This window comes from Promicromonospora sp. NPDC060204, from assembly GCF_042728455.1.
GTDB lineage: Bacteria > Actinomycetota > Actinomycetes > Actinomycetales > Cellulomonadaceae > Promicromonospora.
The window spans coordinates 1-11498 of record NZ_JBHWZO010000206.1 but is presented as its reverse complement, the minus strand read 5'-3'; the positions used below and the strand labels follow the sequence as shown (position 1 = coordinate 11498).

Here is an 11498-nt window from a genome sequence, read left to right as displayed (position 1 = left end):
GTCGCACTCTGAGCCCTCAGAGTGCGACCACACCTACGTTCGACGGCCTGCCGGCGACCCGGCCGGTGCCGGTGGGCCCGGCGGGGCGACGGGCGAGGGGGGCCGCCAGGGGGATAGGGTGATCGTCGACCCCGGCAGACGTCAGCGAGACGTCTGTGCCGGACATCTGCGAACCTTCAGGCAGGAGCTTGCGCATGACCCTCGGCGACATCGGAGACGTGGCGGGACTGATCGCGGCGATCGCGTTCGTGCTCCTCGTGGGCTTTCTCGCCGTCCCGTTGTGGAAGCTGGGCAAGCTCCTGGACGAGGCGCGGCTGAGCGTCCGTGACGTCACCGAGCACTCGGTGCCGATCCTCGACGAGGCCGCGAGCACCGTCGCCTCCGCGAACACGCAGCTCGTCAAGGTCGACACGATCACCACGTCGGCGGCGTCGGTCAGCGAGAACGTCTCCGCGCTGACGGGCCTGTACGCGGCGACGCTGGGCAAGCCGCTCGTCAAGGTCGCGGCCTTCTCCTACGGGGTGCGGCAGGCGTTCGGGCAGGCCAAGGGCGGCGGCGGCCGGCACACCGAACCGGACGCGTCCGGGGCCGAGGCATGATCCGCCGCCTGTTCTGGGTCGGCGTGGGCGTGGCCGTCACCGTCGTCGTGATCCACAAGGGCCGCCAGGTCGTCGCGCGGTACACGCCCGAGGCCGTCAGCGAGCGCGCGGCGGCCGCCGTGGACGACGCCGGCGTCCGGCTGAACCAGATGGCGCGCACGTTCCGCTCGGAGTTCACGACGGCGCGCGCCGAGCGCGAGGCGGAGCTGATGGCGTCCCTGCGCGGCGAGCTGCAGCGCCACCAGCGGTAGCGGGACCCCGCCGGATCTTTCAGTTTCCGTCTGCCGCGCTACCAGCGGCAGAATAGGCACGTGCCCGGACGCGCGTCGCGCACCAGAATTTGTGCACCCTCCGGCGCGGCCCACCAGCACGACCCTCCAGTACGACCCACCAGTACGACCGAGAAGAAGGACCACTGACCTCATGCGCACCGCCGAGATCCGCAAGCGTTGGCTCGACTACTTCGAAGCTCAGGGCCACGCGGTGGTGCCGTCGGCGTCGCTGATCTCGCCGGACCCGTCGACGCTGTTCACCATCGCGGGCATGGTTCCGTTCATCCCGTACATGACGGCCCAGCAGACCCCGCCGTGGACGCGCGCCACGAGCGTGCAGAAGTGCGTGCGCACGCTCGACATCGACGACGTCGGCAAGACCACGCGGCACGGCACGTTCTTCCAGATGAACGGCAACTTCTCGTTCGGCGACTACTTCAAGGCCGACGCCATCCGGTTCGCCTGGGACTTCCTGACGGGCTCGCTGGAGGACGGCAAGCTGGGCATCGACCCGGGCAAGCTGTGGGTCACCGTCTACTACGAGGACGACGAGGCCCGCCAGCTCTGGAAGGACATCGTCGGCCTGCCCGACGAGCGCATCCAGGGCCTCGGCAAGAAGGACAACTACTGGTCCACCGGCCAGCCCGGTCCGGCCGGCCCCTGCTCGGAGATCTTCTACGACCGCGGCCCCGCCTACGGCCCCGACGGCGGCCCGCTGATCGACGAGGGCGGCGACCGCTTCGTCGAGATCTGGAACCTCGTGTTCATGCAGTACGCCATCGACGAGGTCAAGTCGAAGGAAGAGTTCCGGATCGTCGGCGAGCTCGCCAAGAAGAACATCGACACCGGCATGGGTCTCGAGCGTGTTGCCTTCCTGCTCCAGGGCAAGGACAACATGTACGAGATCGACGAGGTCTTCCCCGTCATCGAGGCCGCCGAGAAGCTCAGTGGCAAGAAGTACGGCGAGAACCACGAGGACGACGTGCGGATGCGCGTCGTGGCCGACCACGTCCGCTCGGCCCTGATGATCATCGGCGACGGCGTGCGCCCCTCGAACGAGGGCCGCGGCTACGTGCTGCGCCGGCTGCTGCGCCGCTCCGTGCGCGCGATGCGCCTGCTCGGCGTCGACGGCGTGGCCCTGCCGTCGCTCCTGCCGGTCTCGAAGGACGCGATGGCCCCCTCCTACCCGGAGCTGGGCACCAACTTCGAGCAGATCTCGGCCGTCGCCTACGCCGAGGAGGAGGCCTTCCGGCGTACCCTCGTGTCGGGCACCGGCATCCTCGACAACGCCGTCGCCAACCTGAAGAAGCAGGGCGGCGACCACCTGGTGCTGCCGGGCGACGCCGCCTTCCAGCTGCACGACACCTACGGCTTCCCGATCGACCTCACCCTCGAGATGGCCGCCGAGCAGGGCGTGCAGGTGGACGAGCAGGCCTTCCGCTCGCTCATGCAGGAGCAGCGCACCCGGGCCCGCGCCGACGCGCTGGCCAAGCGCACCGGCGGGGCCGACGTCGCCGCCTACGAGGCCCTGGAGAAGGAGCTCACCGCTCCCGTCGAGTTCCTCGGGTACACGCAGACGGACGCCTCCGTGCGCGTGGCCGGCCTGCTGACCGGCGGCGTGCCCGCCCCGGCCGTCACGGCCCCGGCCGAGATCGAGGTCGTGCTGGACCGCACGCCGTTCTACGCCGAGGCCGGTGGCCAGCTCGCCGACCACGGCACGATCGTGCTCGACGGCGGCGCCACCATCGAGGTGGACGACGTGCAGCGCCCCATCAAGGGCCTGAACGTGCACCGCGGCCGCCTGATCGAGGGCACGGTGGCGCTCGGCGACCCGGGCACGGCGCAGATCGACACTTCCCGCCGCAAGGCCATCAGCCGGGCCCACTCGGCCACGCACATGATCCACAAGGCCCTGCACGAGCTCGTCGGCCCGGACCGCACCCAGGCCGGCTCGGAGAACGCCCCGAGCCGCATCCGGTTCGACTTCCGTTCGCCGTCCGCCGTCTCGGCGTCCGCCCTGACGGAGATCGAGGAGCGCGTCAACGTGCGCCTCGCCGACAACCTCGACGTGACCGACGAGCTCATGCCGATCGCGAAGGCCCGCGAGGCCGGCGCCATGGCGCTGTTCGGCGAGAAGTACGGCGACGTCGTGCGCGTGGTCTCGATCGGCGACGACTGGTCGCGCGAGCTGTGCGCCGGCACGCACGTCAAGCAGACCGGCCAGCTCGGCCGGGTCACGCTGCTGGGCGAGTCGTCCATCGGCTCCGGCGTGCGCCGGGTCGACGCCCTGGTAGGTGACGGCGCCTACGGCTTCCAGGCCAAGGAGCACGCCCTGGTGGGCCAGCTCACCGGCCTGCTCAACACGCGTCCCGAGGACCTGCACGAGCGGGTCGGCTCGCTCGTGACGCGCCTGAAGGAGGCCGAGAAGGAGCTCGCCACGCTGCGGCAGGGCCAGCTCCTGGCCGTCGCAGGCAAGCTCGCCGCCGAGGCCCCGCGCGTCGGCGACGTCCGCGTCGTCACGCACGACGCCGGCGAGGCCCAGGCCGACGACCTGCGCGCGCTCGTGCTCGACGTGCGCGGCCGCCTCGGCGAAGCCGAGCCCGTCGTGGCCGCCGCCGGCGGCGTGTCGGGCGGCCGCCCTGTCGTGGTGGTCGTGACCAACGCCGCCGCCCGTGCGGCCGGCTACAAGGCCGGCGACCTGGTGCGCACCGCCGCCCAGACCCTCGGCGGTGGCGGCGGCGGCAAGCCGGACATGGCCCAGGGCGGCGGCACCGACCCGGCCAAGCTGGGCGAGGCCCTGGCGGGCATCGCCGAGGGCGTGCGCCTGGCCGCCGTGGGCGCCTGACGTCGTGACGGACACCGGGACCGAGCCGGGCCTCCCACGGGGGGCCCGGCTCGGGGTCGACGTCGGCATGGCCCGGATCGGGCTGGCGGCGAGCGACCCGGACGGGCTGGTCGCCACGCCCGTGGAGACCGTGCCACGGGTGCTGGCGAGCGCGAAGCAGGGGGCGCGAAGCGCAGAGGGCACCACCGCCGACGTCACGCGGATCGTGGACGAGGCGGTGGAGCGGTTCGCCGCCGTCGTCTATGTGGGGCTGCCCCGGCACCTGTCCGGTAAGGAGGGCGCGGCCACCGCCGACGCCCGCAAGTTCGCGGCCCGGTTGACCGTCGCGCTGGCCGCGGCCGGCGAGCGCGTCGAGGTGCGTCTGGTGGACGAGCGGATGACGACCGTGTCGGCGCACCAGGCGCTCCACGCGGCCGGCAGAAAATCCAAGAAGCACAGGTCCGTGATCGATCAGGCCGCAGCCGTTATCATTCTGCAATCTGCACTAGACGCGGAGCGGGCGAAGGGGGAGCGCGCCGGCGAGCTCGTCGAGGTGCGGACCGTGCACGACACGCACGAATGAACCCAGCGCCACCCCCCAAGGACACCCCCGACGAAGGACAGTGAGTCTCCGGTGACGGACCTCTTCACGGCGCCCCCGCGCTCCCAGGCAGATCCCTCGTTCCCCGGGCCGAGATCAGGCCGGAGGGCGCAGCGACGGCGTCGGCGCAACAAGCGCGGCCGCGCGGTGATCGTGCTGCTCGTCGCCCTCGTGCTGGTGGGCGGGTCGGGCTACGCGATCTGGAGCAACCTCGACTCCCTGACGGGGCTGACCAACCCGCTGGAGTCCAAGGACTTCCCGGGTCCGGGCGGCGAGCAGGTCGAGGTCGAGATCCCCGACGGCGCGACGGGTACGGTCATGGGCCAGGAGCTGTACAAGGCCGGTGTGGTCGCCAGCGTGTCGGCGTTCACCACGGCCTTCGAGGCCAACCCGGACTCGATGTCGATCCGCCCCGGCACGCACGCCATGCTCGAGGAGATGCCCGCGCGGGACGCCGTCGCCCTGCTCGTGAAGAACGAGATGGTGGACCTCCAGCTCACCGTCCCCGAGGGCTACACGGTGGACCAGATCGTCGAGCGCGCGGTGCAGGTCACCGGCCTGCCCGCCGAGGACTTCGAGGCCGCGCTGAAGAAGCCGGCCAAGTTCGGCCTGCCCAAGCAGGCCGGGGGCGACGCCGAGGGCTGGCTCTACGCCGGCACCTACGCGCTCAAGCCCGACAAGGACACCGCCGTCGGGCTGCTCACGGCGATGGTCGACCGCACCGAGCAGGCCCTGCGCAAGAAGGACGTCCCGGGCGGCGACTGGGAGGACGTGCTGACCAAGGCCTCGCTGGTGGAGCGGGAGGGCCTGCACGCGGAGGACAAGCCGAAGATCGCCCGCGCGATCGAGAACCGGCTCGAGGACGGCATGATCCTCCAGATCGACGCCGCGGTCGCCTACGGGGCGGGCAAGCCCGGCACCGAGCTGACCAAGGAGGACCTGCGCAACGAGAAGAACCCGTACAACACGTACGAGCACACGGGGCTGCCGCCGGGTCCGATCGCGAGCCCGGGGGAGACGGCTATCGACGCCGTGCTGCACCCGACGCCGGGCGACTGGAAGTACTGGATCACGGTCAACCTCGACACGGGCGAGACGAAGTTCTCGGAGACCTACGAACAGCACCTCGCCTACCAGCAGGAGCTCCGCGACTGGCAGGCGGCCAACGGCTGAGGGTGACGAATCCCCGGAGTTGGCCGGGAATGTACGGATCGGGGTAGCGTTCGCGGCACCCGGCCCGTGATGCGATCGTGACGTGCGGTTGCAGTGTCGTGTTCCCGGTTGGTGACCAGCGTGGTTCGTCCAGTGATCCGCGCACCGTAGAGGATGGAGCGAGCGCGTGACCCAGGCCCTTCCGGGAGTGAATTATCAGGGGCCACCGAGGCACGCCAGCGGCTCGCGCGGTCGCCGGGGGGACCGCGACGGCAGCCACCGCCAGGGACGTCGGAGCGGCGGCCGTGGCGGCGGACGCGGCCCGCTGCGCCGCCCGGTGCTGATCGCCGTCGTCGCCGCGATTGTGGTCGTGGGCGGCCTGGGCGCGTGGACGGTGAAGAACGACGGCTACCTCTTCGGGATCGAGACGCCGCTCGCCGCCGCCGACTACGAGGGCACCGGCGGCGAGCCGGTGGCCGTCGACGTCCCCGAGGCGGCGAACGGCTACACGATCGGCGCGGAGCTCGAGGCGAAGGACGTCGTGGCGAGCGCCGAGGCGTTCGTCCGGGCGTTCAACGCCAACCCGGCCGCCGGCGGCATCCAGCCGGGCACGCACCAGATGAAGCTGCAGATGAGCGCCGAGTCGGCGGTGGCGCTGCTCGCGGAGAACAAGGTCGACCGCGGCGGCCTGACCGTCGTCGAGGGCCACACCGTGTCGCAGATCAAGGACACGATGGTCGAGCAGGGCTGGCCCGAGGCGGACGTGGACGCGGCCCTCGCGGACCCGGCGGCGCTCGGCCTGCCCGCTGAGGCCGGGGGAGAGCTGGAGGGCTGGCTGGCGGCGAGCACGTACGACGCCAAGCCCGACACCGTGAGCGCGGCCGACGTGCTCAAGCAGATGGTCGCCCTGACCGTCAGTGAGCTCAAGGCGCTGAAGGTGCCGGAGGACCAGCGCAACGACCTGATCATCAAGGCGTCGCTGGTCGAGCGCGAGGCGCCGGACAAGTACCGGGGCGAGGTGGCGCGGGTGATCGACAACCGGCTCGCGGCGGGCGAGCCGCTCGGGCTGGACGCCATCGACTCCTACGGGCGCAAGAAGCCGTCGCACCTGATCACCTCCGAGGAGTTCCAGGACAAGTCGTTCCCGTACGCGTCGCGCGTGGTCGCGGGCCTGCCCCCGACGGCGATCGGCGCCCCCAGCAACGCGTCGCTCGAGGCGGTCATGAACCCGCCGGCAGGCGCCTGGCGGTGGTACGTGACCGTGAACCTGGAGACGCAGGAGACCAAGTTCACCGACAACTACGACGAGTTCCTTGCCTTCAAGGACGAGTACCAGGCCTGGGCAGCGGAGAACGGCTACTGACATGAGCACCACCCCCTCGCGCCGCGCCGCCGTGCTCGGCCACCCCGTCGCGCACTCCCTGTCCCCGGTGCTGCACACCGCGGCCTACCGGGCCCTGGGCCTGGACGGCTGGGACTACGGCGTGCACGACGTCACCGAGGACACCCTCGCGGGCTTCCTGGAGGACGTCGACCGCGACCCGGCGCGGGCGTGGGCCGGGCTGAGCCTGACCATGCCGCTCAAGCAGGTGGTCATCCCGCTGCTCGACCACGTCGATCCGCTCGCCGAGGCGGTCGGCGCCGTGAACACGGTGCTGTTCACGGCGGTCGGCGGTGCGGTCACCACCACCGGCACGAACACCGACGTGCACGGCATCGTGGCGGCGCTCCGCGAGGGGCTGGGCGCGGGCAGCGGCGCGGGCGTGGGTGCCGGCGCGGGTGCGCGCCCCGTCGCGGAGGCCGTGGTCCTGGGCGGGGGAGCGACCGCGGCGTCGGCCCTGGCAGCCCTCGCCGAGCTGGGCTGCCCGTCGGCGCGGGTCTTCGTGCGCTCCCTGGACCGGATCGGCCCGCTGCGCGCGGCCGTTGCCCGGATGGGCGTGACCCCGTCGTTCGAGGTGTTCGACGACACGGCGACGACGTCGGCCCTGGTGACCGCGGACGCCGTCGTCTCCACGACGCCGAAGTACGCCGCCGACACCTGGGCGAAGCTGCTGACCGACGGCGACCGCGGCGCGGCGCCCCGCGGCGTCCTGCTCGACGTCGTCTACGACCCCCGGCCCACCGCCCTGCAGTCCGCGTGGACGGCGCTGGGCGCACGCGCCGTGGGCGGCGAGCGCATGCTGCTGCACCAGGCGGCCGAGCAGGTGCGCCTGATGACGGGACACGTGGCGCCGCTGTCGGCCATGGACGAGGCCCTCCGCGCGGCCCTGGCCGTCCCAGCCTGACCGGCCCTCGATGTCGCCCGAGGACGCGGTCGGTCTCGCGATCGAGGTCGCTGAGGTCGGGCTGGCGAAGGGTGAGATGCCGATCGGCGCCGTCGTCCTGCTGGGCGATGTCGTCGTCGGCCGGGCGCACACGGAGGAGATTCGGCAGCGGCGTCGGATCGTGCATGCCGATCTCCTGGCCATGGAAGCGGCGGACCGCGCGCTCGGCCTCGGCCCGCAGCGCGAGCCGCTCACGCTCGCGGTCAACCTCGAGCCGTGCTTGATGTGCCTCGGCGCTGCCGTGACTCTCCGGGTCGACCGGATCTGCTTCGGACTGTGGTCGCCCGACGACGGCGGGGTCGACCTGATGCGCCACTGGAAGCCGGCCAACGAGCTGGCGTTCTTCAAGCCTCCGCGAGAGATCGTCGGCGGCTATGGGGAGGACCAGATCCGCGACCAGTTCCGCCGGTACGCCGCTGACGAGACTCGTCCTGCCGGTATGCGGGAATGGTGCGCAGGTCTGGCGTCGGGCTGACCTCGGGGGCTGGCGCCTTGGCCTCTCGGGGACGACGTCACCCTCCCGGGAGGGTTACGGAGAGTGAGCACTGCTACGTCTCCGTTACCTCCTCGGGAGCCACGTCTCTGCCCCGCGCGACACGCCGACGCCGGATCGCCGGGACCGTCGGTGTGTCGCCCACCGGACCGGTGCGCCGACCCCGTCATGCGCGTGAAACAATCCGACCATGCTGCGTTGGTTGACATCGGGTGAGTCGCACGGTCCCGCACTCGTGGGCATGATGGAGGGTCTGCCCGCCGGGGTGGAGCTCACGACGTCGGACATCCAGGGCGCCCTGGCGCGCCGCCGCCTCGGCTACGGCCGCGGCGCCCGGATGAAGTTCGAGCAGGACCAGGTGCGGGTGCTCGGCGGGCTGCGCCACGGCCTCACGCAGGGCGGGCCGCTCGCGATCGAGATCGCCAACACGGAGTGGCCCAAGTGGACCGACGTCATGTCGGCCGACCCGGTGGCCGCCGAGGCGCTCCTGGTCGACGCCGGCACGGGCGACGAGCGCGAGGTGGCCCGCAACCGGCCGCTGACGCGCCCGCGTCCCGGGCACGCCGACCTCATCGGCATGCGCAAGTACGGCTTCGAGGACGCGCGGCCCGTGCTGGAGCGGGCCTCCGCGCGCGAGACCGCGGCCCGGGTGGCGCTCGGCGTGGCCGCCGCCAAGTTCCTCGAGCAGGCGCTCGGCATCCGCCTCGTCTCGCACGTGGTCGCCATCGGCGAGGCCGAGGCCCCCGACGACGCGGCGCTGCCGACCCCCGACGACGTCGCGGCGCTGGACGCCGACCCGGTGCGCTGCTTCGACGCCGCCTCCTCCAAGCTCATGGTCGAGGAGATCGACCTCGCCAAGAAGGACGGCGACACCCTCGGCGGCGTCGTCGAGGTGCTCGCCTACGGCGTGCCCTCCGGCCTGGGCACCTACGTGCAGGGCGACCGCCGGCTCGACGCGCGGCTCGCCGCGGCCCTCATGGGCATCCAGGCGATCAAGGGTGTCGAGGTCGGCGACGGCTTCCGCACCGCGCGCCGTCGCGGGAGCGCCGCGCACGACGAGATCGTCCGCGGCACCGCGCCCGACGGCCGCCCCGGCATCGAGCGCACCACCAACCGCGCCGGCGGCATCGAGGGCGGCATGTCGAACGGCGAGATCGTGCGCGTGCGCGCCGCGATGAAGCCCATCTCGACCGTCCCGCGGGCGCTGCCGACCGTGGACACCGCCACGGGCGAGCCCGTCACGGCCCACCACCAGCGGTCCGACGTCTGCGCGGTGCCGCCCGCCGCCGTCGTCGCCGAGGCGATGGTGGCCCTCACCCTGGCCGAGGCGGCCGTCGAGAAGTTCGGCGGCGACTCCGTGGCCGAGGTGCGCCGCAACCTCGGGTCCTACGTGGCCGCCATCCCGGAGCTGCTCCAGTGACGCGCTCCGCCGACGCGACCCGCCCGGTCGCCGTCATGATCGGACCGCCCGGCTCCGGCAAGTCGAAGGTAGGCCGCACGCTCGCCGCCGGCCTCGGCGTCACGATCCGTGACACCGACGCGGACATCGAGGAGAGCGCCGGCAAGCCCGTCAGCGAGATCTTCGTGGACGACGGCGAGCCCCACTTCCGCGAGCTGGAGTCGGCGGCCGTGCTCGCAGCGCTCGCGGAGCACGACGGCGTGGTGTCGCTCGGCGGCGGCGCCGTCATGAGCCTGGCCACGCAGGCGGCCCTGACCCGGTACGCGGCCGAGGGCGGGCACGTCGTCTTCCTCGACGTGCCGCTGGCGGTCGCGGCCCAGCGGGTCGGCATGAACCAGGCCCGGCCGCTGCTGCTGGGCAACCCGAGGGCGCAGTGGCAGAAGCTGATGACCGAGCGGCGTCCGACCTACGAGCGCCTGGCGACGCTGACCATCGTGTCGAGCGACCGGCCCGGCGAGCAGGTCGCGGCGGAGATCATCGAGGCCCTCGGCCTTCAGCTGCGCGTGCCGGAGCTGATGGACCCGAAGCGGGCCGAGGAACACGCCCAGGAGAGCAAGAGCGAGGAGAACGTCCAGTGAGCACCGACAGCGCCCCCACCCGGATCACGGTCCGGGGAGACGCTCCCTACGACGTCGTCATCGGCCGCCACCTCCTGGGTGAGCTGCCGGGGCTGGTGGGCAAGGCCGCCAAGGTGATGGTGATCCACCCTGCCGCGCTGTCGGCGACGGCGGACGCGATCGCCGAGGACCTCAAGGCGGCGGGCTACGAGGCGTTCGTCGCGGAGGTGCCGGACGCCGAGTCGGCCAAGACGCCGCAGGTGGCGGCGTTCCTCTGGGGTCTGCTCGGGCAGCTCGACTTCACGCGCTCGGACGCGATCGTCGGCGTCGGCGGGGGAGCGACCACGGACCTCGCCGGCTTCGTGGCGGCGACCTGGCTGCGTGGCATCCGCGTGGTGCACGTGCCGACCACGCTGCTCGCGATGGTCGACGCGGCCGTGGGCGGCAAGACGGGCATCAACACGGCCGAGGGCAAGAACCTCGTGGGCGCGTTCCACCCGCCGGCCGGAGTGCTGTGCGACCTCGCGGCGCTCGGCTCGCTGGACAAGTGGGACCTCGTCGCGGGCCTGGCCGAGGTCGTCAAGACGGGCTTCATCGCGGACCCGGTGATCCTCGACCTGGTCGAGGCGCACGTGGACGAGCTGCGCAACTGGGCGGGCGCCGACGCCACGGACGACACCTGGGCCGTGATCGCCGAGCTCGTGGAGCGGTCCGTGCGGGTCAAGGCCGAGGTGGTGGGCGAGGACCTGAAGGAGGCCGGCCTGCGCGAGATCCTCAACTACGGGCACACGCTGGGCCACGCGATCGAGCTCGTCGAGCGCTACCAGTGGCGCCACGGCGCCGCGGTGAGCGTCGGCATGATCTTCGCCGCCGAGCTCGCCCGCATGGCCGGCAAGCTCCCCGACGACGTCGCCGACCGGCACCGCTCCATCCTGGACTCCCTCGGGCTCCCGGTGCACTACCGGGGCGACCGCTGGGACCAGCTGCTCGCCGCGATGCGCCGGGACAAGAAGGCGCGCGGCGACCTGCTGCGGTTCGTGGTGCTGGACGACGTCGCCAAGCCGGTGCGGCTGGAGGGCCCCGACCCGACGCTGCTGGCCGCCGCGTACGCCGAGGTGGCCAAGGAGCCGCCGACGAGGGGCCCGGGCACCCCGGTCACGCTGACGCTGGGCTGACCCCTCCCCTTCGAGGCCCGGGTTTCTTCGCTTTGAGCCTCC

11 protein-coding genes are annotated in these 11498 nt (G+C 72.4%); all 11 read left to right on the top strand.

Going from position 1 to position 11498, the window contains the following annotated elements; all coding sequences use genetic code 11:
- Nucleotides 1-194: 194 nt before the first annotated feature.
- The 11 genes from ACFWEJ_RS21700 to aroB all read left to right on the top strand — a co-directional run bounded on the left by ACFWEJ_RS21700 (nucleotide 195) and on the right by aroB (nucleotide 11456).
- A complete protein-coding gene (locus tag ACFWEJ_RS21700; RefSeq protein WP_377231261.1) occupies nucleotides 195-599 on the top strand; it encodes a DUF948 domain-containing protein in 405 nt (134 codons plus the stop codon).
- Nucleotides 596-850 carry a hypothetical protein gene (locus ACFWEJ_RS21695; RefSeq protein ID WP_182615642.1) on the top strand — a complete coding sequence of 85 codons (255 nt, stop codon included), beginning with the start codon at nucleotides 596-598 and terminating at the stop codon, nucleotides 848-850. The genes ACFWEJ_RS21700 and ACFWEJ_RS21695 overlap by 4 nt, the downstream gene beginning before the upstream one ends.
- A gap of 172 nt (nucleotides 851-1022) precedes the next feature.
- Complete coding sequence (gene alaS, locus ACFWEJ_RS21690) at nucleotides 1023-3716, top strand: alanine--tRNA ligase (protein ID WP_377231260.1); 2694 nt, start codon at nucleotides 1023-1025, stop codon at nucleotides 3714-3716.
- Nucleotides 3717-3720: 4 nt separating this feature from the next.
- Nucleotides 3721-4278: a Holliday junction resolvase RuvX gene (gene ruvX / locus ACFWEJ_RS21685; protein ID WP_377231259.1), complete on the top strand. Its 558-nt coding sequence runs from the start codon at nucleotides 3721-3723 to the stop codon at nucleotides 4276-4278.
- A gap of 51 nt (nucleotides 4279-4329) precedes the next feature.
- The gene (mltG, locus tag ACFWEJ_RS21680) at nucleotides 4330-5469 is read left to right on the top strand and encodes an endolytic transglycosylase MltG (protein ID WP_377231258.1); all 1140 of its coding nucleotides are present in this window, start codon (nucleotides 4330-4332) and stop codon (nucleotides 5467-5469) included.
- Between the two features lie 316 nt (nucleotides 5470-5785).
- On the top strand, nucleotides 5786-6811 hold the full coding sequence (gene mltG / locus ACFWEJ_RS21675; RefSeq protein WP_377231257.1) for an endolytic transglycosylase MltG: 1026 nt from the start codon (nucleotides 5786-5788) through the stop codon (nucleotides 6809-6811).
- A 1-nt stretch (nucleotide 6812) separates the two neighbouring features.
- On the top strand, nucleotides 6813-7733 hold the full coding sequence (locus tag ACFWEJ_RS21670) for a shikimate dehydrogenase (RefSeq protein ID WP_377231256.1): 921 nt from the start codon (nucleotides 6813-6815) through the stop codon (nucleotides 7731-7733).
- Between the two features lie 10 nt (nucleotides 7734-7743).
- A complete protein-coding gene (locus tag ACFWEJ_RS21665) occupies nucleotides 7744-8247 on the top strand; it encodes a deaminase (RefSeq protein ID WP_377231255.1) in 504 nt (167 codons plus the stop codon).
- A 208-nt stretch (nucleotides 8248-8455) separates the two neighbouring features.
- Nucleotides 8456-9685, top strand: coding sequence for a chorismate synthase (aroC, locus tag ACFWEJ_RS21660; protein WP_377231254.1), 1230 nt, complete (start codon nucleotides 8456-8458; stop codon nucleotides 9683-9685).
- A 35-nt stretch (nucleotides 9686-9720) separates the two neighbouring features.
- Entirely contained in the window at nucleotides 9721-10302 is a 582-nt protein-coding gene (locus ACFWEJ_RS21655) for a shikimate kinase (RefSeq protein WP_377231262.1), read from the top strand.
- Nucleotides 10299-11456, top strand: a complete 1158-nt coding sequence (gene aroB / locus ACFWEJ_RS21650) for a 3-dehydroquinate synthase (RefSeq protein WP_377231253.1) — start codon at nucleotides 10299-10301, stop codon at nucleotides 11454-11456. The genes ACFWEJ_RS21655 and aroB overlap by 4 nt, the downstream gene beginning before the upstream one ends.
- Nucleotides 11457-11498: the final 42 nt, after the last annotated feature.

Coding starts and splice junctions, on each gene's coding strand:
- ACFWEJ_RS21665 (WP_377231255.1), top strand. CDS start 7,744: ATGTCGCCCGAGGACGCGGTCGGTCTCGCGATCGAGGTCGCTGAGGTC.
- ACFWEJ_RS21700 (WP_377231261.1), top strand. CDS start 195: ATGACCCTCGGCGACATCGGAGACGTGGCGGGACTGATCGCGGCGATC.
- ACFWEJ_RS21670 (WP_377231256.1), top strand. CDS start 6,813: ATGAGCACCACCCCCTCGCGCCGCGCCGCCGTGCTCGGCCACCCCGTC.
- ACFWEJ_RS21655 (WP_377231262.1), top strand. CDS start 9,721: ATGATCGGACCGCCCGGCTCCGGCAAGTCGAAGGTAGGCCGCACGCTC.
- aroC (WP_377231254.1), top strand. CDS start 8,456: ATGCTGCGTTGGTTGACATCGGGTGAGTCGCACGGTCCCGCACTCGTG.
- ACFWEJ_RS21695 (WP_182615642.1), top strand. CDS start 596: ATGATCCGCCGCCTGTTCTGGGTCGGCGTGGGCGTGGCCGTCACCGTC.
- alaS (WP_377231260.1), top strand. CDS start 1,023: ATGCGCACCGCCGAGATCCGCAAGCGTTGGCTCGACTACTTCGAAGCT.